The 23934-nt window shown below is 61.9% G+C and carries 21 protein-coding genes and 1 tRNA gene; 10 read left to right on the top strand and 12 right to left on the bottom strand.

Features of this window, described 5'->3' with window-relative positions; all coding sequences use genetic code 11:
* Window positions 1-160: 160 nt before the first annotated feature.
* Genes CO657_RS06150 through CO657_RS06135 form a run of 4 tightly spaced genes read left to right on the top strand, consistent with a single transcriptional unit; the run spans window position 161 to window position 4758 of the window.
* Window positions 161-736, top strand: a complete 576-nt coding sequence (locus CO657_RS06150; RefSeq protein WP_003573986.1) for a polysaccharide biosynthesis/export family protein — start codon at window positions 161-163, stop codon at window positions 734-736.
* Window positions 737-739: 3 nt separating this feature from the next.
* Window positions 740-1909 carry a glycosyltransferase family 4 protein gene (locus CO657_RS06145; RefSeq protein WP_054181855.1) on the top strand — a complete coding sequence of 390 codons (1170 nt, stop codon included), beginning with the start codon at window positions 740-742 and terminating at the stop codon, window positions 1907-1909.
* A gap of 54 nt (window positions 1910-1963) precedes the next feature.
* Window positions 1964-3529 carry an undecaprenyl-phosphate glucose phosphotransferase gene (locus CO657_RS06140; RefSeq protein ID WP_054181854.1) on the top strand — a complete coding sequence of 522 codons (1566 nt, stop codon included), beginning with the start codon at window positions 1964-1966 and terminating at the stop codon, window positions 3527-3529.
* Window positions 3526-4758: an O-antigen ligase family protein gene (locus CO657_RS06135; RefSeq protein ID WP_054181853.1), complete on the top strand. Its 1233-nt coding sequence runs from the start codon at window positions 3526-3528 to the stop codon at window positions 4756-4758. The genes CO657_RS06140 and CO657_RS06135 overlap by 4 nt, the downstream gene beginning before the upstream one ends.
* Window positions 4759-4777: 19 nt before the next feature.
* Here CO657_RS06135 and CO657_RS06130 read toward each other — a convergent pair whose 3' ends face one another.
* The 3 genes from CO657_RS06130 to CO657_RS06120 form a co-directional block, all read right to left on the bottom strand.
* Window positions 4778-5608, bottom strand: a complete 831-nt coding sequence (locus CO657_RS06130; protein WP_054181852.1) for a carbohydrate ABC transporter permease — start codon at window positions 5606-5608, stop codon at window positions 4778-4780.
* Window positions 5608-6501: a carbohydrate ABC transporter permease gene (locus CO657_RS06125; RefSeq protein WP_054181851.1), complete on the bottom strand. Its 894-nt coding sequence runs from the start codon at window positions 6499-6501 to the stop codon at window positions 5608-5610. The genes CO657_RS06130 and CO657_RS06125 overlap by 1 nt, the downstream gene beginning before the upstream one ends.
* A 131-nt stretch (window positions 6502-6632) precedes the next feature.
* Window positions 6633-7967, bottom strand: coding sequence for an extracellular solute-binding protein (locus tag CO657_RS06120; RefSeq protein WP_054181850.1), 1335 nt, complete (start codon window positions 7965-7967; stop codon window positions 6633-6635).
* Window positions 7968-8142: 175 nt separating this feature from the next.
* Between CO657_RS06120 and CO657_RS06115 the strand changes: the two genes are divergently transcribed.
* The gene (locus CO657_RS06115; protein WP_054181849.1) at window positions 8143-8757 is read left to right on the top strand and encodes a GNAT family N-acetyltransferase; all 615 of its coding nucleotides are present in this window, start codon (window positions 8143-8145) and stop codon (window positions 8755-8757) included.
* Window positions 8758-8777: 20 nt separating this feature from the next.
* Here the strand turns inward: CO657_RS06115 and CO657_RS06110 are convergent, their stop codons facing one another.
* A complete protein-coding gene (locus CO657_RS06110) occupies window positions 8778-10535 on the bottom strand; it encodes a glucosidase family protein (protein WP_054181848.1) in 1758 nt (585 codons plus the stop codon).
* 360 nt (window positions 10536-10895) lie between these two features.
* On the opposite strand from CO657_RS06110, the gene CO657_RS06105 reads away from it, so the two are divergent.
* The 3 genes from CO657_RS06105 to CO657_RS36635 all read left to right on the top strand — a co-directional run bounded on the left by CO657_RS06105 (window position 10896) and on the right by CO657_RS36635 (window position 12661).
* A complete protein-coding gene (locus CO657_RS06105) occupies window positions 10896-12077 on the top strand; it encodes an ROK family transcriptional regulator (RefSeq protein ID WP_054181847.1) in 1182 nt (393 codons plus the stop codon).
* A 49-nt stretch (window positions 12078-12126) separates the two neighbouring features.
* Window positions 12127-12420 carry a helix-turn-helix domain-containing protein gene (locus tag CO657_RS06100; RefSeq protein WP_003587390.1) on the top strand — a complete coding sequence of 98 codons (294 nt, stop codon included), beginning with the start codon at window positions 12127-12129 and terminating at the stop codon, window positions 12418-12420.
* Between the two features lie 91 nt (window positions 12421-12511).
* On the top strand, window positions 12512-12661 hold the full coding sequence (locus CO657_RS36635) for a hypothetical protein (RefSeq protein ID WP_003587391.1): 150 nt from the start codon (window positions 12512-12514) through the stop codon (window positions 12659-12661).
* Between the two features lie 3 nt (window positions 12662-12664).
* Here CO657_RS36635 and CO657_RS06095 read toward each other — a convergent pair whose 3' ends face one another.
* The gene (locus tag CO657_RS06095) at window positions 12665-12877 is read right to left on the bottom strand and encodes a hypothetical protein (protein WP_003587392.1); all 213 of its coding nucleotides are present in this window, start codon (window positions 12875-12877) and stop codon (window positions 12665-12667) included.
* A gap of 196 nt (window positions 12878-13073) precedes the next feature.
* Here CO657_RS06095 and CO657_RS06090 point away from each other — a divergent pair, with 196 nt between their 5' ends.
* Window positions 13074-13307: a DUF982 domain-containing protein gene (locus tag CO657_RS06090; RefSeq protein WP_003587393.1), complete on the top strand. Its 234-nt coding sequence runs from the start codon at window positions 13074-13076 to the stop codon at window positions 13305-13307.
* Between the two features lie 2 nt (window positions 13308-13309).
* Here the strand turns inward: CO657_RS06090 and CO657_RS06085 are convergent, their stop codons facing one another.
* Window positions 13310-13528, bottom strand: coding sequence for a hypothetical protein (locus tag CO657_RS06085; RefSeq protein ID WP_054181846.1), 219 nt, complete (start codon window positions 13526-13528; stop codon window positions 13310-13312).
* 565 nt (window positions 13529-14093) lie between these two features.
* Between CO657_RS06085 and CO657_RS06080 the strand changes: the two genes are divergently transcribed.
* Window positions 14094-14726 carry a class I SAM-dependent methyltransferase gene (locus CO657_RS06080; RefSeq protein ID WP_012557292.1) on the top strand — a complete coding sequence of 211 codons (633 nt, stop codon included), beginning with the start codon at window positions 14094-14096 and terminating at the stop codon, window positions 14724-14726.
* 81 nt (window positions 14727-14807) lie between these two features.
* Here CO657_RS06080 and CO657_RS06075 read toward each other — a convergent pair.
* The 6 genes from CO657_RS06075 to bcsA all read right to left on the bottom strand — a co-directional run bounded on the left by CO657_RS06075 (window position 14808) and on the right by bcsA (window position 23864).
* Window positions 14808-14884, bottom strand: a tRNA-Pro gene (locus CO657_RS06075).
* 97 nt (window positions 14885-14981) lie between these two features.
* The gene (locus tag CO657_RS06070) at window positions 14982-15650 is read right to left on the bottom strand and encodes an HAD family hydrolase (protein ID WP_054181845.1); all 669 of its coding nucleotides are present in this window, start codon (window positions 15648-15650) and stop codon (window positions 14982-14984) included.
* A 126-nt stretch (window positions 15651-15776) separates the two neighbouring features.
* Window positions 15777-18176 (bottom strand): cellulose synthase, encoded by a 2400-nt coding sequence (locus CO657_RS06065; protein WP_054181844.1) that lies wholly within the window; start codon window positions 18174-18176, stop codon window positions 15777-15779.
* A complete protein-coding gene (locus CO657_RS06060) occupies window positions 18173-19216 on the bottom strand; it encodes a family 8 glycosyl hydrolase (RefSeq protein ID WP_003587401.1) in 1044 nt (347 codons plus the stop codon). The genes CO657_RS06065 and CO657_RS06060 overlap by 4 nt, the downstream gene beginning before the upstream one ends.
* Window positions 19213-21675: a cellulose biosynthesis cyclic di-GMP-binding regulatory protein BcsB gene (locus tag CO657_RS06055; protein ID WP_054181843.1), complete on the bottom strand. Its 2463-nt coding sequence runs from the start codon at window positions 21673-21675 to the stop codon at window positions 19213-19215. Before CO657_RS06055 ends, CO657_RS06060 begins: the two co-directional genes overlap by 4 nt.
* Window positions 21672-23864, bottom strand: coding sequence for a UDP-forming cellulose synthase catalytic subunit (gene bcsA / locus CO657_RS06050; RefSeq protein ID WP_003587403.1), 2193 nt, complete (start codon window positions 23862-23864; stop codon window positions 21672-21674). Before bcsA ends, CO657_RS06055 begins: the two co-directional genes overlap by 4 nt.
* Window positions 23865-23934: the final 70 nt, after the last annotated feature.

The following is a 23934-nucleotide window of genomic DNA, read 5'->3' as shown; positions in this document are numbered from 1 at the left end:
GTAAACGACCATGGTAACTCAACGGTTAATGGCAATCTTGCCGAGTAATAAGCGACGGCCTGTAAAGGAACTCAGGAAATTGCAAGCGGCCTTTACCGGGCATTAACCCTAACGGATTGATAACGGCTCTACCGAGTTCATTTTCTGTGAGCACCAACGGATGTCTGTCGTCCAGCCCAAGATCCTTTTGGCCCTGAGCCTTGCAGCCATGACGGCGGCATTGGGCGGTTGCACGACATACAAGCCGGCTCCGAAGGCCTTCAACGAGGCGACCATCCAGCCTTATACGCTTGATAGCGGCGACCGGCTGCGCGTTACCGTCTTCGACCAGCAGAGCCTGACGAATACCTATACCGTGGATCAGGCCGGCTATATCGCCTTTCCCCTCATCGGCCAGGTCCCTGCCCGCGGCCGAACCCTGCAGCAACTCTCGGGCCAGATCGCCCAGAAACTGCAGCAGGGCTATCTTCGCGATCCTGACGTCACCATCGATGTCGATCGCTATCGTTCGATCTTCCTCATGGGCGAAGTCGGCCAACCCGGCCAGTATGCCTATGTCCCCGGCATGACCGTGCAGAACGCCATTGCGGTCGCCGGCGGCTTCACCAGCCGCGCCAACCAGAGCATGGTCGACGTCACCCGCAAGATCAACGGACAGGTGCTGACCGGCCGCATCAACATATCGGGGCCGATCATCGCCGGCGACACGATCTACGTTCGCGAACGGCTTTTCTGAGCGATGGCAACACAGAAGCCGCTCCGCATCCTCCATTGCTTCAGATCGCCGGTCGGCGGAATTTTCCGCCATGTCCGCGATCTGGTCGAGGAGCACAGCAAGGCCGGTCATCAAGTCGGCATCCTCTGCGACAGCTCGACCGGCGGCGATTATGAGGACAGCCTGTTCGACGATATCCGTCCCTATCTGTCGCTCGGCCTGACACGCGTGCCGATCCGGCGTTCGATCAGCCCGTCCGACCTTGCGACGATGTGGGATACATACAAGAAAATCAAAAGTTTGCGGCCGGATGTGCTGCACGGACACGGCGCCAAGGGCGGCGTGCTCGCGCGACTTGCCGGCTCAGCGTTGCGGGTGAACAGGTATCGCGTAGCCCGCCTCTATACCGCGCATGGCGGAAGCCTGCATTATTCGCGCTCCTCGCTCAGCGGACAATTCGTCCTCAGGATGGAGCGCCTGCAGGAATATTTCACCGATGCGCTGGTCTTCATCTGCGAATATGAGCGCGACACTTATGCGCGCAAGGTGGGCAAGCCGCGGACGAAGACCAGACTGATCTACAACGGCATCGCCGAGCGCGATTTCGAGCCGATCCCCACCCGCTCGGATGCCGTACATTTCATCTACGTGGGTATGCTCCGGGACCTCAAGGGTCCCGATCTGTTTGTCGATGCCTTCGCCAAGACCGAGCGGCTGCTCGGCAGGCCGCTGTCGGCGCTGATGATCGGCGACGGGCCGGATCGCGACCGCTACCGCGAGATGATGGTCGAGCGCGGCCTCGGCAAACGTATCGGTATGCTGCCGGCGATGCGGGTCCACGAAGCCTTCTCCATGGCGCAGAACCTCGTCGTTCCCTCGCGCGCCGAAGCCATGCCCTATATCGTGCTCGAGGGGCTCGGGGCCGGGAAGACGATCATCGCCAGCCGTGTCGGCGGCATTCCCGAGGTGCTCGGCGCCGACAGCGCAGCCCTTGTGGAGGCAGGAAATTCCGACGATCTTGCCCGCGTCATGGCGGAGACGCTGAGCACGCCCGACTGGCACGCCAGGACGATGCCGAAGCCCGAGGCGGTAAAGGCGGTTTTTTCCTCGGCCGTCATGGCGCGTGATGTCTTGAAATTGTACCATGAACTCGTCGATCCGGCCGCTGGCAGAGCAATGCCCGCCGCCCCGTAAATATTTCTTAGGGGCTTTCTGGTAATTCGCTTGGTGACAACGAGCGAAAGCCCCATGAACAAGCTGGAAAAAGGCGATCAATTCGACGTGGAAGCACTGCGCAAGCAGGTCTCCGACATCGAGGTGCGCGGCGATGCGGGTCAGGAAAAACCGTCCGACCCGACAGAAATCAACCCCTATGCCCGGCAGATCGCCGAACAGTTCCGTGACGGAACCAAGTCGCCGGTGATCATCATCGGGCAGTTGCGGCTGCTGGAATTCCTGGCGCTCTTCGCGATCGCCCTGATCGCCCACTATTTTTGGCCCGGCGACGGCTACGATTCATCGCTGGTGCGAACCGGCATGGCGGCGATCGCCTCGGCCCTGACCGTCATCGGCCTGCAGCTTGGCGACACCTACACCATTCCGGCACTTCGGGCCAAGCTGCGGCTGATCCCGCGCATCCTAGGGTCTTGGACGATCGCGCTCCTCCTGACTATCGGCCTGTTCGCGCTCGTTCGCGGCAGCACATGGGCGATGGTCGTCGATGCCTATCTGCCCTGGTTTGCGGCTGGCGCGCTGTTCCTGGCGGCCGAGCGTTTCCTCGTCGCCTACGGCATCCGCAACTGGGCGCGCAACGGCATCATGGAGCGCCGCGCCGTGATCGTCGGCGGCGGCGAGCCGGCCAAGGAACTGATCCGCATCCTCGAGCAGCAGGATGACAATGACATCCGCATCTGCGGCATCTTCGACGATCGCGGCGAAAAGCGCTCGCCGATCATGGTCGCCGGTTATCCGAAGCTCGGCACCGTGGCCGAACTGGTCGAATTCGTGCGATTGACGCGCATCGACATGCTGATCATCGCTCTGCCGCTTTCGGCCGAGGCGCGTATCTACGACCTTTTGAAGAAGCTCTGGGTTCTGCCGGTCGATATCCGCCTTGCCGCGCATGCCAACCGGCTGCGCTTCCGGCCGCGCGCCTATTCGCATGTCGGCACGGTGCCGATGCTCGACATTTTCAAGATGCCGATCCGCGACTGGGATTCCGTTGCCAAGCGCGGCTTCGACATCTTCTTCACCGTAATCGCGCTGGCGCTGCTCTGGCCGCTGATGGTCGCGACCGCCATCGCCATCAAGGCGACCTCCGAAGGCCCGGTTTTCTTCATGCAGAAGCGCCACGGCTTCAACAATGAAATCATCAACGTCTTCAAGTTCCGCTCGATGTACACCAACATGTCCGACCCCACGGGCAAGGCCGCGGTGACCAAGGGCGATCCGCGCGTCACCCGCGTCGGCCGCTTCATCCGCAAGACCTCGATCGACGAATTGCCGCAGCTTTTCAACGTGCTGAGGGGCGAGCTCTCGCTGGTCGGGCCGCGCCCGCATGCCGTTCTCGCCCAAGCCCGCGATCGCGCCTTCGGCGATGTCGTCGAGGGTTATTTCGCCCGCCACCGCGTCAAACCAGGGGTCACCGGCTGGGCGCAGATCAACGGCTGGCGCGGCGAAGTGGACAATGACGAGAAGATCAAGTTCCGCACCGCCTACGACCTCTATTACATCGAGAACTGGTCGCTCTGGTTCGATCTCAAGATCCTGTTCCTGACGCCGATCCGGCTGCTCAACACGGAAAATGCCTATTGAGCGCGATCGAGGCGACATATCCCCGTGTCGCCCAGCCGCAGCGGATGACGCTGCGCCTGATCGGCTCGGCCTTCGTCGCCTTCGGCGTCTTCCTCTCCGGTTTCGTGATCGACGAGCCGGCGCCCTACGAACTCTGGATGGCGGGGCTGATCGGCCTCTGGTTCATCCTGGGCCTCAGGATTTCGCGCAGCGTCGCACCGCTCCTTGCCCTTTTGCTCACCTTCAACATCGGCGGCATGCTGTCGCTGACACAGATGAAGGATCTGGCAACCGGGCCGATGTATATCGCGGTCTCGACCTTCCTGGCGCTGACGGCGGTCTTCTATGCCGCGATCATCGAGGACAGTCACAAGCGGCTGCCGCTGATCTTCAACGCCTGGACCTTCGCAGCCGTCGCCACCTCAGCGCTCGGCATACTCGGTTATTTCCACGCCTTTCCGGGCGCGGAAATCTTCACGCTCTATGACCGCGCCAAGGGCGCCTTCCAGGATCCGAACGTCTTCGGCCCCTTCCTGGTACCGCCGTCGCTCTATCTCGTCCATGGCATCCTCGTCGGCGACCTGAAGAGATCGCCGCTCAAGGCTCTCGCCCTGCTGGTGCTGGCGCTCGGCATCTTCCTGTCCTTTTCCCGCGCCGCCTGGGGTTTGTTCGCGCTCGGCGTCGGACTGCTGATCTTCATCATGCTGCTGAAGGAGCGCAGCGGCGCCTTTCGCCTCAGGGTGCTGGTGCTGTCGCTGGCGGCGATCATCATGCTCGTCGCCTCGCTGCTGGTGGCGCTGCAGATCCCGAAGGTCGCCGAACTGTTTTCGGCGCGCGCGCAGCTGGTGCAGCAATATGACGGCGAGCATCTCGGCCGCTTCGAGCGTCACCGGATCGGCTTCACCATGATGATGGAGCGCCCGCTCGGCATCGGCCCGCTGGTGTTCGGCACGATGTTTCCCGAGGACGAGCACAATATCTGGCTGAAATCACTCACCACCTATGGCTGGCTCGGCTTCGTCAGCTATGTCGGCATGCTTGTCTGGACGCTCGCGCTCGGCTTCCGATACCTGCTGCTCGACCGGCCGTGGCAGCCCTTTTTGATGATTGCCTGGATCTCGGTTCTCGGCCACGCCACGATCGGCAACGTCATCGATATCGACCACTGGCGCCATGTCTATCTGCTGCTCGGCACGGTCTGGGGCTGCGCGGCGCTTGAGGTGCGCCACAAGCGGGGCCGAAGGGCGTAGCCGCCGGCACGGCGCGCCGCTATTTCGTCGCGCCTGCCGTCAAGCCGGCAATAAACCGCCGCTGGAAAACCAGATAGGTCAGAATGAGCGGGAAAATGACGATCACGGCACCCGCGGTCAGAACCGGCGTGTTGACGGTGTAACGCCCCTGGAAAAACAGCATACCGAGGGGCAGCGTCCGATAGGCGTCGTCATTCACAAGGATGAACGGAATGAGAAACTCGTTCCAGGTCCAGATGAACAAGAACAGCGCCAGCGTCGACATTGCCGGTATCATCAGCGGGATAACGATCTTGCGCAGGATATAGAAGCGTCCGGCGCCGTCGAGAACCGCTGCTTCGAGAACCTCCTCCGGCAATTGCTGCATGGCGCTGGCGAGGAAGATCGTCGAGAACGGTATCGACATCGCGATCTGCGGCACGATGAGCGCCGCATAGGTATTGATCAGCCCGAAATAGCGCATTTCATAATAGAGCGGGATGATGAAGGCCTCCGCCGGCACCATCATGCCGAGCGTCAGGATTGCGAACAGCGTGCGCCGGAGCGGAAATGACAGGTAGGCGAAGGCAAAACCGGTCAGCAGGCCCAGGAAGACGCTGACGGCAACGACGGGTATGACGACGACGATCGAATTCCAGAAGTAGATGTTGAAATGCCCGGCATTCCAGGCATCGAGGTAATTTTCGAAATGCGGATAGGCCGGAAGGGCGAATGCGCCCTTAAGCACGTCGGCCTTGCTCTTTATCGAGGTCAGCAGCAGCAGCAGGAACGGGGTGATCGTTACGAAAGCGAGAAGCCAGAGCACAATGCGAAGGAAGAGCGCGGCGGGGATGTTGGACGAGCGGCCCATCAAGCCATTCCTTTGCTTCTTGAGCCCACCAGCCGGTGAATTGCATAGTTGATTGCGAATGTCAGCAAGGCGCCGACAATGGCGATGGCGGCCGCGGCGCCGAACCGATTGAGCTCGAAGCCGAGCTGATACATGTAGATATTCGGCACGAGCGTCGCGTTGGCGGGTCCGCCCCGGGTCATCGTGAAAATCAGGTCGAAGCTTTTGATCGAGGCTATAACCGTCAGAAGCAGAACCACCCTGATCTCAGGCAGGAGAAGCGGCAGCGTTATCCAGAAAAAGGTCTTCCGCGCCGACGCGCCGTCGACCTTGGCGGCGTCGAAGAGCGACGGGTCGATGCGCTGAATTCCAGTGAGGAAGATCACCATGCAGAAACCGAAGAAATACCAGGTCGCAACGATCCCGACCGCCGGAAGCACGAAATTGAAGTCTCCGAGCCAAGGTAACGCGAACCGGCCCAATCCTATCGCTCTCAGAAACTGATTGAACGGGCCGAATGCAGGATTGTAGAGCCATGCCCAGATGATGCCCAGAACGGCAGTCGGCATGATGTAGGGCAGGAACAGGAACGTCCTGAGGGCGAGTTGTTCGCGTTGCTTCAGATTCCACACACAGGCGGCAAGCGTTATGCCGAGCACCAGCGGCAGGACGCAGTAGAAGATCATCAGCTCGGCATTGTTGCGCAAGGCAATGTAAAAACGGCTGTCGGAAAAGAGATCGGCGTAATTGCCGAGGCCAACCCATCTCGGCATGGTCAGGCCGTCCCAGCTGGTCAGGCTCAAACCCAAGGCCGCGACGATCGGCCCAAAGACAAAGGCCGTATAAAGCAGCAATCCGGGCAATAAATAGATGAAATTGGTCTGGGGCGAGCCATCCAGTGCGGAGCGTTTCATCCAGTACTCCATGAAGCCAAAGCTCTGGTCATCGCGCCGCAAGCCGTCAGCCGGCAGCGCTCATTCTAACGTGATGGATAGGACGCCGGTCGAACCGCCCAGTGAGCGATCGTGACCGGCGTCCGCACTCCTTATTTCTGATCCTTCAAATAGGCCTGATAATCCTTGTCCATGGCATCGACAAAGGCTTCGGGCGTGATCTTGCCGGACAGGAGAAGCGGCGTGTTGTCGTCGATTGTCTTCAGCATCGTCGGGCTCGACCAATCGGGGTAATGGCCGAGCGCATCGTTGGCGTTGAGTGTCTTCCACATCTCGATGCCGGAGGTCAGGAGCGGCGTGAGCTTGGGCTTGGCATCCGCCGGGAGCGATGTTGCAGGAAGATAGCCTGCAGCGGCCCAGCTTTCAGCTGCCTTTTCGGACACCATATAGTCGATGTACTCGCCGGCCAGGTCCTGCTTCGCCTTGTCTTTGGCAAGGCTGGTTATCGCCCAGGCAAGATCGACGCCGCCGACGCTCATGGGTTTGGCGACGCCCTTCGGAGCCGGAATGGCCATGAAGCCGATATCCGGGTTGTTTTGCATGTCGCCGAAGTACCAGGTTCCGGAGATCAGGAATGCGCCCTGCCCTGATATGAACAGCTGGACGGCGTCATCACCCGAGATGCCCTCGAAGCCGGGGTAGAAATAGCCGCCCTGTGCCCATTTCTGCACGAGTTTGGCCGATTCGATGTTGCCTTTGGTGTTCCAGGAACCGCCCTTGCCGTAAATCAGGTCGTCAAGCTCGGCGCGATTGGCCGCGTCGATATGCGCTTGATCGATAGCGCCGATCATATGCAGGGCAAGGTGCTGCTTGGCGGAGCCCATCATGAAGGGCGCAACGCCTTTTTCCTTCAGCTTGTCGAGATCGGCCAAAAGTTCCTCGAAGGTCTTCGGCAGCGCCACGCCGGCGTCGTCGAGGATCTTCTTATTGTAGTAGAGGCCGACGATCTCGCCGAGACCTGATATGCCGTAGGTCTTGCCGACGCCGAATTTCGCGCCCTCCCAGCGGTCTCTGGCCAGCACGGAATCCGACTGCCGCTTATCCCAGCCATATTTTTTGATGTATTCGTCAACCGGCAGGAGCAAGCCTTCCTTGACCATCGCGCCCATGTCGCCGGCGCCCTGGTTGACCTTGGTGATGACGGGGCCATCACCTGCCGAGACTGCAAGCTTCAGCGTCAGCTTCATGTCATCGAAGGTGCGCGCGGTGCGTTTGATCGTGACACCGGGATGCGCGGCTTCGAAATCCTTATTCAGTTGCTCGATGACCGCGCTCTGGCCTTCGAAGGTCTGGTCATCCCACACGGCCAGATCGTCGGCCCGGGCGGCGGAAAGGCTGAAACTCACAAGCGCCGCGCCGGCGAGCGCGACAGCTGCTTTCAATCGGTATGCCGGCAGTATGCTGATCGATTTCACGGTTCTGTTCATCTGCTCCACCTCATTGGTTTATTCTCCACTCCCCGTCCGGGCCTCGCGCCTGGCGCCGGCCGAACGTTTTCTTCCCCAGAGCTTTGCCTGGTTGGCGAATCTGAGGTAATCGTTACTGCATCGGCCCCTCTCGCGATCCAGAATGACAAAGCGCCACGCAGGAGGTGGCAAGACGATGGACAGCAACTGCTTCATCCGCCCGGCGATTGAAGCCGATATCGACGCTCTTTTCGACATCTGCCTGAAAACCGCCAATGGCGGCGAAGATGCCAGCGCGCTTTACAGCGACCCGCATCTGCCCGGTTACATCTGGTCGGTACCCTATCTCAAATTTGCCAGAGACTTTGCCTTTGTTCTGGTTCAGGGCAAACGGCCGGTCGGCTATGTCGTCGGGACGCCCGATACCCGCGGGTTCGACCAAGACCTGAAAGCAGACTGGTGGCCGTTCGTCCGCCGAGAGATTGCCGAGCTGACGCCCAGCCGCCCGCGCGATGCCGACGTGCTCGAACGAATTCAAAATCCGCGCAGCGGAACGACGTGGCTTCAAGACGACTACCCGGCGCATCTTCACATCAACATTCTTCCCGGACTTCAGGCCGGCGGCTGGGGGCGCAGGATGATCAGCACCGAGCTTGAAGCGCTCCGCAATCACGGGGTCGGAGCTGTGCATCTCGGTGTCGATCCGAACAATGAACGCGCCAGAGGTTTCTACCGTCATCTTGGCTTTTCCGAACTCGAACGGGATGACTCCGTCGCCTTCGCCATGCGGATCGGTAAGGGATCCGAGTAAAACCGACCGAGCCGTCATGCTCATGAGATTGGCTCCGCATTTGCGGCGTCAAGCCCATATTTCAAAACGACCGCCGCCGGCATGGCACTCCAGCCCTGCAGCAGGGAGCCGCGCCCATAAGGCGGGGAGAAATATTCCACCGCACCGATCCAGCCGTTGTCGAGGCAGGTTTCCCACCAGCGCGTCAGGGCGTAGCGGGCACCGCCAAGTCCGTGGCGAAGGCGTTCTTCGGCATAGGCGCCATCCCAATAGGGCCAGTCCGAGCCATTGTGGTAGCGATAGGGAAAGGCCGTCTTCGATCGCAGATCGCTTGGCCGCTTGAAGGGCGGATAGGCGCACATCACGCCCCAGCTGCCATAGGGCTGTTCGTGATTGTTGCGCGTTTCTAGTTGGCTTTCAAAGGCTCTCAGCAGGCCAACGGCCTTCTGTTTTGAAATGGCTGCGAATCGCGACAAGGTCAGGCTGTCGAGAGCCAGATGATCCTCGACAAAAGCGCCAGGCGTTCCATAGTCGAGATATCCTCCCGTTGCCGGGACGAAGAGTTTGGCCTCGATCTCCTGGCGGGCAAGACCTGCGGCCTTGCCTGCCCGTTCGGCAAGCGTCGGATCCAGACTGTCGCCGAGCCTTGCCACCGCATCCATGGCGCCGACGAAAAGACCGAGGTCGTAGGAGACCAGGCCCTCGCGATAGACGTTGTCGGCCCAGTCCCGGTCGTTGCGCGGTTTCAGCGGCAGAACGCTGTCAGGACCGGCCAGGCTGAGATAGCGATCCGCAATTGCCCTGACCGTCGGCCAGTGCGCCTGCACCTCGGCCAGGTCCTTGGTTGCGCTGAAATAGTCGTCGATGAAAAGAATGAAGAAAAGCGGGCTGTCGAAGTGATCGCTCCACCAGTCTTGCGGACGGTTGTGGTATTCCGGAACCGCCTTTTTGTGGGTTTTGGGATTGGCTTTGCTGTCTTCGACAAAGCGCTGCCACGCCTTGGATTGCGCAGGTCCGGTCAAGATCACCCCGCTCGGGGCTTCTCCATCCGGCTGCACGCCCTTGGCAAGCAGCCGGATCTCGTCGCGCACCGCCTCCGGTGCGAGCGTCAAAAGCGGCTGCATCGTCCAATAGCCATCGCGGTAATAAGTCCGCGCTGGAGCGCTATAGGCCTGCCCCGCGGCAAGACCGGCAAAGGCGCCGTTTTCGTCGCGCCTGATGCTGGAAAGAGCGGCATGGACGCCTTGGCTGACCATGCTGCGCATCAGCGGGTCGGCGTCGGGCTTGAGATCACAACGCGCGACATATTCGGCGGCTTCGGCAATGATCGCTTCGCTGGCGAGGCTGAGAGCCTTCTCGGCTTCGCCTCTGGAGGCGCCGACGGCAATCCGCAAATCGGAACCGAGAATGTCCACAACGAGCACACCCCAGCCCATTTCGGCAGTCTGCCGATGGGGAGCCCGAGTAACCTTCGCGCTTGCGCCTTCCCCATCCGGCTCATGCCACCAGGCGCAACGACGCGCCGGATATAGACCTTGAAGGCGTGCGCCGCTGATCAGCATCACCGGCAGCGACTGGGCGACGAATATGCCGCCATGTGTGGAGACCATTCGGTTCGGCGCATAGGTATAAGGGCCAGCGATAGCAGAAAATCTCACGCGCCCCAGACTGCCGGCGCCCCAGAGGGCGAGATCGGCATATCCGTCCGGATGAACATCGGCCTGAAGGCGCGGCGCCATGACCGGCAGTAAAACGCCTTGTTCGGCGGAAAGCTGTCCATCGGTCGAGGGCTCTATCATCGATAATCCCCCCACAGCCAAGTTGAAGAGGCTGCAGAACGCGAAAGAGAACGATAGAGGGACAAGCCGGGGCCTGCTCCTCTTCGGGCGACCTTGGCGAGCGCGCGGCTATCCAGACAATGCGGGTGGCGCATACTTGTCCTCGACCCCCTTATTTCGTCGCGCATTTCATTGCACGTTGATATCAGCCTACAGGCGACCTTCCGTTTGTCAATGACATAGACAAATTGCCGCTTGGGGTGTACTGAAAACCGCTAAGATGACGAAGTTGAGCCGCAACCGTCCTTTTCGCGATGGTCGCGGGGTCAAGATCGGCCCTTGATTAGGTATATGCTCCGAACTAATTGGAAGAGCTAGCCGATGGCACCGACACTTTCTGCCACGCAGACGCCCATCGCACGAAAAATCTCAACTCATGCCGTGATCCGGACCGTTTTGGCGAGCGGCTCGATTTCCCGCGCCGATATCGCCAAGCTGACCGGACTGTCGAAACAGACGATTTCCGATGTCGTGCGCGACCTCGAGGATGATGGATGGCTGAAACCTGTCGGTCAGACCGATGGCCGCCCGGGCCGCAATGCGATTACCTATGAACTCAACGCCAGGGCGGGCCTTGCCGTCTCCATCGATCTCGGCGGCACCAAGATCGCCGCGGCGATCTGCGATCTGCTGGGCAACATCATTGCCGAAACCAAAGTGGCCACCGACCCGCGCGGGGGAATGCATCTCGTCAATCAGTTCAGCGATCTTATCGTTGAACTGGCGCTTGCAGCCGGAACGACCGCCGACAAGCTCCGTCTCGTGGTTCTCGGCAGTCCCGGCGTGCTCGATCCCGCCACCGGCCATATCAATGTGGCGCCGAATATCCCCGGCATCGATGCGATCAATCTGCGGCAGGTCTTCTCCGACAGAATGGGCATTCCGGTGATCGTCGAAAATGACGTCAACCTCGCCGCGCAAGGCGAAAGATGGCGGGGACACGGTGTCGAAACCGGCAATTTTGCGTTCGTCGCGCTCGGAACGGGCGTCGGCATGGGCATCATCGCCAATGGCGCACTGCTGCGCGGCGCACGGGGCGCGGCCGGCGAGATCGCCTATCTTCCGATCGGCGGCGATGTTTTCGATCCCGGCGGGTTTACGCTCGGGACCTTCGAGAGCGCGGTCGGCAGTGTCGCGATGTTACGCCGCTACACCGGCTTCGGCGGGCGCAACGCCGCCACCGTCGCCGATCTCTTCGCCGCCTTCAATGCGGGAGATACTAGCGCCGTCGCCGCAATCGAAGAGACGGCAAGGCTGGTGGCGCTCGCCATTGCCGCGATCGGAGCGACTCTCGACCCCGAACTGGTGATCACCGGCGGCAGCATCGGCGCAAGACCGGAATTGGTAAACGCCATCCGGGGTTTCCTGCCGCGCTGCACGCCTTATCCGCCGCGCATCGAGATCAGCCGGTTTGGGAACCGGGCGGCCCTCATGGGAGGCATGGGGGTCGCGGTCGAGCGTATGCACGACGATCTGTTCGGCGTGAAATTGAAAGACGCTTGATCGGCCTGCGCCACTTGAGAACTGCGGTAAATGCGCTAGATTTTCCGCCATGATAACAGCGACACAGATACGCGGCGCGCGCGCCATGATCGGGATGAGTATCGAAGAGCTCGCCGCCGCAAGCGGCCTGCCTGTGGAGACCGTGACGGCGCTGGAAAACGGTGAATTTGCGGGCGAGCCGCACGCGCTGTTCGATGTGCGCAGTACGCTGGAGGCGCACGGCATCATCTTCCTGTCGAGCGGCAATCAGGATGAAGGCGGCCCCGGCATCCGGCTGCGTGCGCGCACCGTGAGCGACGACGGTATCCGGCCGGAAAACCTCAACGCCGCCAACGACGATTAGGCCGACGCGGGCTCAATTCATCCTGTTCTTTCGGAACCAACCCGACGCTTGGCCGTTTCCGGTGTCCTATCAGGTATTTGGGGGCAGTCATTTGAACAGCAGGAATGGTCTCTACGTTCTCATCGGCGTTCTCGTCGTCACTGTCATCGGCCTCGGCGCTTATATCTACCGTGAAGAAAGCAAGCCGCAGGGGATCGAGATGAGCATCGGCAAGAACGGTGTCTCGATCGAGCAGAACTGAGCGTCAGAGGTAGGTCTTTGCCAGGTCGGCGAGTTTGCCGCCGTCCTTCACGCCCTGCCTGTAGAGCTGAATGATAACCGCACCGATCCGCTCGGCCTCGGGTGTCGTCCTGACGAGGCCGCGTTCATCGCAGACCTTGTCGAGCACCTGCGAAAGCAGATCGAGATCTTCCGAAAACAGCGGCAAATCATGCGGATGAATTGATGACCGTAACATCACGCCGCATTCCCTCCGAGGGCAAACGCATCCACGCTTGCATCGCCGGCCGCCCTCCGCAACCGGCAGAAATGATTATGCGCGACGGCTTGAATTTTAGCAACTGCGCAAATTTCCATGAAACAAAATCCGGGAACAAATTTGTGTCCCGCGCGTTTCGGCGCCGCCCTGTGGCAATAATCAGTGAGTGCAGACGTTGAGTGAAATACGCTTCCCCTCCCCCATCCGGGTGTTTTCTCCAGAGAGCAGCCTGATCGTTTCCACTGTCTGGGAAGCCGTCGAATATCTCAAACGATGGCCGAGCAAGCGTGGGCGTCACTATCGCGTCGCGCGCCAGCATTGCCTGGATGCGCTCGACGGGCTGCGCAGCCCGCGCGCCGCACAGGCTTCCTTCATCACGGCGGCGAAGACGGCGGGATTGCTGCTGTGAGATCAGCTGCTATGGCGACTGGTGGCGGCGAGGTGGGGGTGAATGGACCCTTCCATGATCACCTTAGCGGTCAGCTCGATCACCTGCTCCTCGGCGAGTTCAGCAAGCGCGAGGGCGACATCGCCCTCCGGCCAGCCAGCCTTGATGGCCTCGTCGGACAAAGCCTGGAATGCGCCGGCGAGGGCTTGCCTGCAAGTGAGATTCTGCTTCATTTCCGCCATGCGCTCGCACTAGGCTATTTATGATAGGGACGCTTTTAATCTACACATATTCGCATGAAAGCGAAGAGGTTTCACGTTTTTTAGATTCAAAATCGCGTATCTCATATTTAAACTTGGTATAACCTTAACAAAAGGCAACAAATAACACGCTCCGCAACTCAAAACGTACCAAAAAGAACTAATAGATTTATTTGATTCCACACCCGCAAAGGGTATTTCATTGCGTTATTTACTGCAAATGGTCGCAACATCGAAGTCGAAACGGCGACTGCTTACCCGCCCCGGCAAAGCGAAATCCGATTTGCGCCACGTTTCATCATCTTCCCTGCACCCTGTCAATCGGCTTCAGGATCTCCCATAGGCGAGCGCCCGCGCCCTTCGTCCGTGAGATGACGGTAAGCCTGGCCGAATGCGCATATGCGTTAACCGGCATCCTCAGCGGCCGCCAGCGCCTCCGGCGCTAATCACGTTAATACCACAACGACACCACACTGCCGTCAAACTCCGCCGTACGATTGCGTTGCGTATTATTGGGTTGGCGGGCTCATTTTCTCCAGGAGGTAAAATGTCTATCGAACTAGACGCGACGACCTATGTGCATGCTAAACCGGCGACGGCCCATTCCTATATTTTGCCGGCCGTAGTCGATGTTCTTGAGAACAGTTTTCAGGAGGCAAACGAGACCTCGGTCTTCGACCTCGGTTGCGGTGCCGGCGGTGCCGCAGCCGTGCTTGCGGGAAAGGGCTATGATGTCATCGGTGTCGATCCCTCCGAGGACGGCATCGCAAAAGCGAGAACGGCTCACCCGGATCTCCCGCTGGAAATCGGCTCCGGTTACGAAGATCTTTCCAGCCGGTACGGAACCTTCGATGCCGTGATCAGCCTCGAGGTGGTGGAGCACGTTTACGATCCCAAGGCGTTCTCGGCAACCATGTACGATCTGGTGAGGCCCGGCGGCATCGCGGTCATGTCGACGCCTTTTCACGGTTACTGGAAAAATCTGGCCTTGGCCGTGAGCGGAAAGATGGACGACCATTTCATGCCCCTCAAGGACCATGGCCATATCAAATTCTGGTCGCCGGAAACGCTGGGCACGCTGCTGCATGAAACAGGTTTCGAAGACATCGACTTCGAATATGTCGGGAGGATTCCGCTCCTGGCCAAATCGATGATCGCGATCGCACAGAAACCGCACTGAAGACCCAGCCTTTGCAGCGATGGCCCCGGGAGCGGCCGCTACAGGAAACGTGATGTTCTGACTGGATTTCAAGGGGATAAATGGTCGGGGCGACTGGACTCGAACCAGCGACCCCTTGACCCCCAGTCAAGTGCGCTACCGGGCTGCGCTACGCCCCGACCTGCCGAAACGGCTTGCTTCGTTTAGTTTTTCAGCGCGTGCAATGCAAGCGGAAAAACTCGCCTCCCACAAAAAGGAGGCGGTTTGTCGGATTGATCAGATCGCCGCGAGCGTCAGACGGCCTTCGGCGGTGTGGCCGGGTTGCCATGCCTGGTAGTTGGCGATCGAGAAATGCGGGGTTTCGAAGGGAGTGGCGTGGGTTTCCGTAATGACGGCGACATCGGCGCCGGCGGCTTCGCCGGCGAGGATGCCGGCGACGGCGTCTTCGAAGACCAGGCATTTGGCGGGATCGACATCAAGGCGGCTGGCGCCGAGCAGATAGCCTTCGGGGCTGGGCTTGCCGGATTTGACCTCCTGGCCGCTGACGATGACCTTCGGCATCGGGATGCCGGCGGCGGCCATGCGGCGCCTGGCAAGCTCGATCGGCGCCGAGGTGACGATCGCCCATTTGCCGTCAGCAATGGCGGAGAGGAAGCGAATGGCGCCGGGAATTTCGACGATGCCGGAGACATCCTCCATCTCCTCGGCGAGCAGCAGGTCCGCCTCATGGGCCGGATCGACGCCGGGAAGGCCGAGCCCGCGGATGACGTCGGAGGCGCGGATGCCGTGGATCGTCTTCAGAAAGACCTCCGGTTCGAAGCCGTGGCGTCTTGCCCACTCGCTCCAGACGCGTTCGACGACGGCGATGGAATTCAGCAGCGTTCCGTCCATGTCGAAAAGGAAGGCGTCATAGGACTTGTCGAGGATATCGTGGAGAGCGGGCACAGGGCGTTCCTTGCGGGTGCGAGGCCGGGGCGACCCCTGCACAGGCGAGTAGCGGAGAGCGGCGGCGGCGTCAACGTCAGTCGTTGACTCCGACGTCAACGCTAGTCGTTGACTCCGACGTCAACGCTAATCGTTGACGTCGGGATGGGTGACGTTGCGAACGTCGGCCAGGCCGCGGGCAGCGTCGCGGCTGCCGGTCGCGGCAGCGGCTTCGAAGATACGGGTCGCGTCGCCATACATTTTGAGATTGAGGTAGCAGTAGCCGCGCAGAACCATCAGGTCGATGCGTTCCTGCTGCAGCTGGGCGCGCTGATCGAGATAGATCAGGGTCTCGCGATAACGCCCGGCATCGAAGGCCGAAAGCGCGCGGTCGGCGAGGATCGCCACCTGCAGCTCGGCGGCGCGCTGGCGGTTCTGCGGCGCCTTGGTGGCGGCAACGGCGGCGTTGCTGGAAAGGCCGGCGCGCAGATAGGCAAGGCTCTGGCCGTAGGCTGCGTCTTCACGATCCTTGCGGACCGGGCTCTGCAATGCCGCCTCGAAGGCCGAAATCGCCTCCATCGGTCGATTGATATCCATCAGGCACCAGCCGCGAGACAGCGCATTGGCCGGGTTGAGCTGTCCCGCATCGATGGTCGTCGAGCAGCCGCGGGTCTGGCGCGAACCGCGCGCAACGGTCACCGTCTGCATCGCCGGCCTTGCCGGGCGAACGGCCACATCGGGCTCCGGCTGCAGCGGGGTGCGGCGTTCGGCCGGAAGCGGCTCGGCCGCCGTGGCAGGGCGTTGCGCCGGCGGCGTCGGCTGAACCGGCTGCTGCGGGGCAAGCGTGCCCTTCTCCGGCGGCAGGCTGCCCCCATTCGGCATCAGCGAGGAGGTGTCTTCGAGATTGGCAATCCGGGTCGAACGGCCGGCCCAGGCGCGCTGAAGGTCGAGCACACCCTTGCGGTCACCCAGTTGCTCACGGGTGACGACAAGGCCATAGGCAGACGGCTCGTCATCGGCTTTCCAGACGAGCGCGGTCTCGAACCAGCGCGCGGCGGTCTGGAACTGGTTGAGCGAGCGGGCATACCAGCCGAATTGCTGCGCCGTCGGCACATATTTCCGGGAGATAACCTCGGCGGCGATGCGATGCAGCACGTCTTCGGCGAGATCGGCCGGCGGCTGCAGCGCCATCAGATTGGCGGTCGCGGCGAGATAGGTGGCGCTCGCATCGTCTGAGTCGGCACGCCAGCGGAACATCACGTCCTCGGCTTCCTGAGGCGCCTTGCGGGCGATCAGCGCCAGCGCCAGCCCTTGCGAAGCGGCGGCCGTATCCTCCTTGGCGCGGGCGGCGCGGAACCACTTCTCCGCGTCGGCATCGTTGTTGCGGCGAAGCTGATACCAGCCGAGCAGCAGCGCGTCCGAGGCAAGCCCCTCGGTGCCTGCGAGTTTTTCCACGCGGGCGAGATATTCGGGCGCGATGGCGAGCTTCGGATCCTCGTTGCCTTCGGCCATGAAACGCCGGGCGAGATTGTCGCGGATCGCGTCGAATTCCTTGCTGCCGTCGGCAGCGGGTTTCTCCAGCGCCAGCAGCGCCTGCATCGGCTGGTAGGCAAGCAGTGTCGAGGCCTTTTCGATGGTCGCCTGCCGCTCGGCCGGATTGGGGCAATTCTTCAGGATATAGCTGTAGGCGTCCTGGCCGCGCTGCTGCCTCTTCGTCTGGATGAAGGCTTCGGCGACACGCCAGAGAACGTCGACTTCGCTGCAGGTGAGCAGGCTCGGCGTTGTGGCGGCGATATCGACCACCGTCGCATATTGTTTGAGGTCTGAGGCGTTGATGAGGCGGGCGCGGTCCTCGGCGACGGCGAGCCGGTCGAGCAGATCGGCCGGCGGCTGCCATCCGGCATCGGCCGCCTGACGGTCGGCGAGCGCCTTGCGCAGCTCGGCGTAGCGGCCATCGGAATAAAGCTGCCACATGGCTTCGAGCTGCTTGTCACCGTTTTGCGGCACGGCGAGCGGATCGGCCGGCGGAACCCAATTCGGGTAGAGCGCCTGAAGGCGGGAGATCTCGGCCTGCAGGCGCACCTTGTCGCCGCGGCTGGCGAAATAACGAAGCGCGCTTTCATCGACGGCAGGCTGTGTTGGAGCCACGGCCTGCTGCGGCGCCGGGGGCTCGGACACGATGGCAGGCGTGACCGGGGCCGGAGAAGCCGCCGGCTGAGGCGTAGGTTCTGGCGCAGATGGGGTCGCAGATTGCGACGCGGCTGATTGCGGCGGTACAGGCTGCTGCGCGACGGCATTCGGATCTGAAGTATCCGATGCCGATGGCGGCGGGGACGTAATCGCCTCGATCTTGTCGGCGACGAGCTGCGCATTGAATTCGGAATTGCCGGTTGCCTCGTTCGGCTTGATACGGCCCATCATCATCAGCTCCGGCGCCGGCTTGCCGGCAAGGCCGAACCTTTCCTGCAAAGCGGCACGGTCCTTCAGCCCGGTGACAAGGCTTGCCACCACCACTGCCGCTGAAACCGCCACGAGAGAAGACTTCACAGACACTCCGGATGCTTCTCCCCGATATAGGCCAGCCCCAGCAGTTGAAGGGTGGACGGATAATAGAGCGCGGGGGCAAACTGCAGCGCCGAACTCGGCAGCCTGGTCCCATCGACAACACAGGCCACAACATCGTTAACAATTCTATAACCGGGGTCCGACAGCACGGTCTTCGGCCGGCCGGTGGTCAGATCGATGGTGGCGGGAACGCCGTCTTGCGACATCCCCTTTTGCAGGCGGATGAGCAGTGCCTTGTCGGTGATGCCGCCGCGGGCGAGATAGAGCGGGATGCGGATGGCGTTGTAGCCGAATTCTGCGTCGAACCCCTCTGCCGGCCGCGGCTTGTCGTGCAGGCTCACCCATTCGGCGGGAAGCTTGCGCGGGCCGAATTGCATCGTCTTCAACAGCTCCACGCCGTCGTTCGACAGTTTTTGCCAGGCATCCGACGGCGCGAGCGCTGCCATCACCGGGATCGCCTCATAAATCCAGTAGGACGGGTTGACGACCGGACCGTCGTCGCGATCGCTGCCGGTAAACCCTTCGGTTCCCGGCATCAGCAAGGTGCGGCCCTGCGAGCTGCCGACGGTTTCGGCAAGCAGCGCCTGCGCCATGCGGGAGGCAGCGAGGATATAGTCTTCCCGTTTCCATGCCGTGCCGGCAAGCGCCAGCGCATAGGCGATCAGCATGTCGCCGTCGGTGGCATTGTTGGTGTCGGCCACGTGCGGCTTGACGTTCGGATCCCATTTCCAAACGGCCAGGCCGTCGTCGCGCAGCAGCAGCTCGGTGCGGGTGAAATACCAGATCTGTTCGAAATCGGCCGGGCTTGCCGAGAGATACGCGAGCAGCAGGCCGTAGCCCTGCCCTTCGCTGTGACTGATGTTGCCGTTGCCGTTGTCGACGATGCGACCGCTCGGATCGAGAAACTTCGCTTTGTAGGCCGACCACGCGTCGGCATTGATCATCGCCTGCTGCGCGGTGGCCGGCAGAGCCGGTGCAAGCGCGACAGAGGCCGCCAGCAGGAGCGCGCGCCACCGCCTCATTTCGACCGGCCCAGCTTCTTGAGCATCGTCGACGTGGTGACACCGATCAGGAGCACGAAGACGACCAGCAGCGAGGCATAGGAGAGGATATTCGTCGACAACCAGTTGGCGGCGATCAGGCGATAGTTGGCGATCGACCAGGGCGTCGACGGCACGAAATCGAAACGGGTGACAGGCAAGGCTTCGATCTTGCCGGTCTTGCTGGAATAGGTGGTGATGTGGCCCGACAACTGCGGCCAGTTCAGCTGCGACGTCAGAACCTCGACCCCTTCACGCAGATCCTTCGCCGATGGCGCCGCCACCACGGTCCAGGCACCCGCTCCCGCAGGGCTGGAGCCCTGGGCCACCAGAAGCGAGGCGGTGTTGGGCGGCGTAAAGATCTCCTCGGCGCCCGGCACGAATTGCAGCGAACTGCGGGAAATATCGAAATTGCGCCACAGCCACTCGCGGAAGGCGATCATCCGGGTGCGCAAGACACCGCCGCTGACCTTGGAATTCCATTCCTCGAAGGCGGTACCGGTGTCGACGACGCCCGGCTGCGCATCCGTCACCGGACGCCACGAGGCCTGGCTCGCCGTTGCTATATTGGTCTGCGACAGCGCAGTTGTCGGCATCTGCGAGATCGAGCCGATGAAGAGGGCGTCACGATCGCCGATCGTACTAGGCGAGGCCACGGTTTCCACGGGGATCGGATGGCCGGCCATGATCGCCATCTGGCCGAGCAGGGTGGCGGCAGCCGAAAGCGTATCGGCGTCGACCCGATCGATGAACAGCGGCATCGGCTCCGTGGCCCGGCCATAGGGATAGGCAGTGCCGGCCATGGCGGCCAGATTCGGCCGCTGACCGACGCGGGCGAAATCCGGCATGTGCAGCTCTGAGGTATCGAACAGGGCAAAGCGGGGACTGGCGCCGGCGGTGGCGCCAGGCGCGCAAGCCGCATCGTCCTTGGTCATCAGGATCGCCTCGATCGCCACTGTATTCAGGCCGGGCTTGACGTGCCGCATCGTCACGCGGATCGGCAGATGGCGCAGAATGCCGCCTGTTGTCGTGGTGATCGGCACAGTGGAGGCGATATTGTCGTTGACGTAGATATCGATGTGGCTGCCGGGCAGCACATTGTCGGTATAGGCGGCGTCGAGCAGCACCTTCGCCTCGCCATAGGCGTTGGCATAAAAATCCGCCGGCACGGCGATGTTGAAGCTGGTCCGCAACCGCCGGCCGGAAAATTCGGTGGTCTTCACCCCGAGCTGAGACAAAGCGATGTTCGTATCGGAAAACACCAGCGGCGCGTTCGGCGCGCTCCAGCGCTCGGTGGTCAGCACGTCGCGGCGGATATCTGCGGATCTGTCGGTCGGCGAGACAATGGTATCGATCGCCGAGGAGACTGCCGGCCAGGAGGGGCCGCTGATCAGAAGCACCGGTGAGCCGCTGCGCGGATCGGTGACGAAAGCGGCGAGTGCCGCACTTTCGGCGCCGGGCGGCAGGCCGGGAAAGAGCGGCCGCAGCTCCGCCGCGGTGCCGACGAGCACGCTGAGCTTGCCCGGCCCGCCGGCCGGAAGCGCAGCGGTGCTGAAGGCAAAGACCTGGTTCGGCATGCTGCTCAGCACCGAGAGGCCCTGCGCCAGCCGCAGCAGCGGCTTGGTGGTGCCCGGCTGCTCCAGCGCCGGGACGACGATGTCGAACTCGGTCTTGCCGGCGCCGTCGACGCCGATGGCGCGGATCGCATCGGCGCTTGCCGGCTCTGCGGCATCGCTGCCGGCAAAGCTCAGATAGGTTCCGGCCGGATCGATATTCGACCACAATTCATAGGTCGACTGGATGCTGCAATCGGTGCGGTGGCGCTGAGCGGCTTCGAAGGTGACGACATTGGCGCCCGGCTGCAGCAGGCCTGGCGGAACCGCGAAGGTGACGGCCGACGAGCCGTCCGGCGAGCCGACGCGTTGCTGGCCGATCGGGCGATTGTTGAGATAGACGGTCAGCGCCGAGGCCTCAGGCGCGACGACGATCGAATTCTGGTAGGCGAAAGTGAAGCTCGCCTTGGCGGCCGCCTGTTCCTGCGTCAGGTAGACGGACCATGACCGCCGGTCATATTCACCACTGAGGCCGAGCTTCGAAAAGGGCACGACATAGCGACGGATACTGCCGGGGCGCTGAACCGGCGCCGCATTTGCCGCCGCGGCCGGCTGCAGCGCCGGCTGAACGGCGATTGGGGGGGGAACTGGCGCAGGTGCAGGAGTCGCTTGGGGTGCGGGTGCCGGCAATACCGAAACCGGAGGCGTGACGGGAACCGGTGCGGTTGCTACCGGCGCAGCCGCTGCCGGCGGGGCCGGCGGTGTCTGTCTCGGCGCAACGGCGGCACCGGGCGGCCGCTCGCCGGACATGTCGAAGGGTGCCGTCTGCGCCTGGGCGAAGGCGGAGGCATTCAGCAGGAAAAGCGAGGCGGCGACGATGCTTCTCATCCGGCGTTTACCTTTGCCGCCTGTTGCTGGGCTTCGCGCTCCGGCCGCATGCTGCGGAAGAAATAAACGAGGCCGCGGCTCGTCTGGTAGAACGACAGGCCGAGGAACCAGATGGTGCCGCGGATCAGGCCCGGATTGCGCCGGCGCGAGGCCTGGAATTCGGTCCACTGGCCGGAATTGGCAAACATCAGGTCAGCGATCAGGCGGTGGTCGAGCGCGCTTTTCGGCACGTACTGGCAGCCGACATTGCTGATGTCGCCCGACGGCTCGATGTTGCGGACGATCAGCGGCAGAGTTTCCAGTTCCGCGCCGCTATAGGGCCGGAAGCGGATTTCACCAACGGCACCGACCAGCATCTCGTCGAGTTGCTTGTTGAAGATGTGGAGCCTGGCGCCATGGACCGAGACGTCCTCGATCGAGGCGGTATACCACTTGCCGTTGGCGCCGAATTCGCAGCGCCGGTTGACGCGGACGCGGCGAGACAAGGCGCGCTCGCCGCGCTCGGACACGACACCGAGCGCGCAGCCGGCCATGATCAGGTTGATGAGGTTCCAGCCGCCGACGACGAGGGTGACGTCGGCCTTATAGGGCTCGGCATAGATCCTGTAGATGGTGATGACGAGTGCGATGATCTGCACCGCAAAGATCACGAAGAACGGACGGCTGATCTCGGACAGGCGGCTGACGGCGATCGATTCGTCCTTGGCGGTGACCTTGAAGGTCGGCTTCCTCGGATTGAGCATGACGGAGATGACCGCCGGCAGCAGATGCACGGTCTGGACATATTCGTAGAGCTCGGAAATCCATGGCCAGCGGAACGACCCATAGAGGTAGTTCTGCATCATCAGGTTCACCAGCATATAGGCAAGCGTATAGGCAAGGAACTCGCCGCCGGAGGCGGTGAAGATTTCCAGATCGAAGAACAGGTAGAAGAGCGGCGCAAACAGGAAGATCGTGCGCGGGAACGGGAAGAGCCAGAACAGCGTGGAGGACATGTAGCAGAGGCGCTGCGGGATCGACAGGCCGCGTTTCAGCAGCGGGAAGCGGAAGCGCAAGATCTGCATCATGCCCTGCGCCCAGCGGCTGCGCTGGCCGATGAAGCTTGCGAAGGTGGCGGGCTGCAGGCCGGCGATCAGCGGCTTGTCGACATAGATGCTGTTCCAGCCGCTGCCGTGGAGCGCTAAGGCCGTCTCGCAATCCTCGGTGATGCTGATGCCGGAAAAGCCGTTCTGGGAGTCGAGCGCCCGGCGGCTCAGGACCGCGGCCGAACCGCAGAAGAAGGCGGCGTTCCACTTATCGAGGCCACGCTGGATGATGCCGTAGAACATTTCGTTCTCGCTCGGCATCTTGTCGAAGGTGCGCAGGTTACGCTCGAGCGGATCGGGATTGATGAAGAAGTGCGGGGTCTGGACGAGGAAAAGCTTCGGATCGTCTTCGAAGTAGCCGACAGTCTCGAGCAGGAAATCGCGAGCCGGTGCGTGGTCGGCATCGAAGACGGCGATGAGTTCGCCGGTCGAGTGTTTCATGCCGTTGTTGAGATTGCCGGCCTTGGCGTGCTCGTTTCGGTCGCGTGTGAGATAGCTGACGTCGAGGTCCTCGCAGAGCTTCTTCAGCTCGATATGGCGGGCGGCGGCGGCCTGGGCTTCGAGCAGCTTGCCGGAATTGCGCTTCTGCAGGGTGCCGCCATCGTCGAGCAGCCAGACATGCAGCTTTTCGGCCGGATAATCCATGGCCTTGGCGGCCGCCAGCGTGTTGCCGAGAAGCCCGGCATCCTCGTTATAGGACGGCACGAAGACATCGACATGCGGCAAACGGCCGGGATTGGCGGCACGCGAGGGGCGCGGCGGCAGCGGTGTGGCGACGATGAACAGGCTGAGCGCCAGCATCGCGACGCTGTACATTTCGGCGAGATAGAGCAGCAGGCCGGGAATGAAATTCTCAGGCTGGTTCACAGGCGGCAGTGTGTTGGTGGTGCGCCAGTAGACATAGCGCAGCACGATCGAGGTGCCGAAGGCGAGCGCCACCAGGCGCCACGTCCCCTCGCCCTTGAAGACCTTTATCAGCGCCATCACCGTCACCACCGTGATGCTGGTGATGAGCTGGGTCTGCAAGTTGACCGGCAGCGTGATCAGCACGATCAAGCAGAGCGAAACAACGGCCCATATGAACACACTGCGGGCTTTGCGCATCGACGTTCCTTCGAAATTGCTCAACCGGACACCATCGGCGCTCCGGGCATGCTCCCTAGAACAGGCATGA

Origin of the sequence: Rhizobium acidisoli (genome assembly GCF_002531755.2) — a bacterium.
Classification (GTDB): Bacteria; Pseudomonadota; Alphaproteobacteria; order Rhizobiales; family Rhizobiaceae; genus Rhizobium; species Rhizobium acidisoli.
Note: the sequence above shows the minus strand (reverse complement) of the source record. Positions and strands in the feature narration are given on the sequence as shown.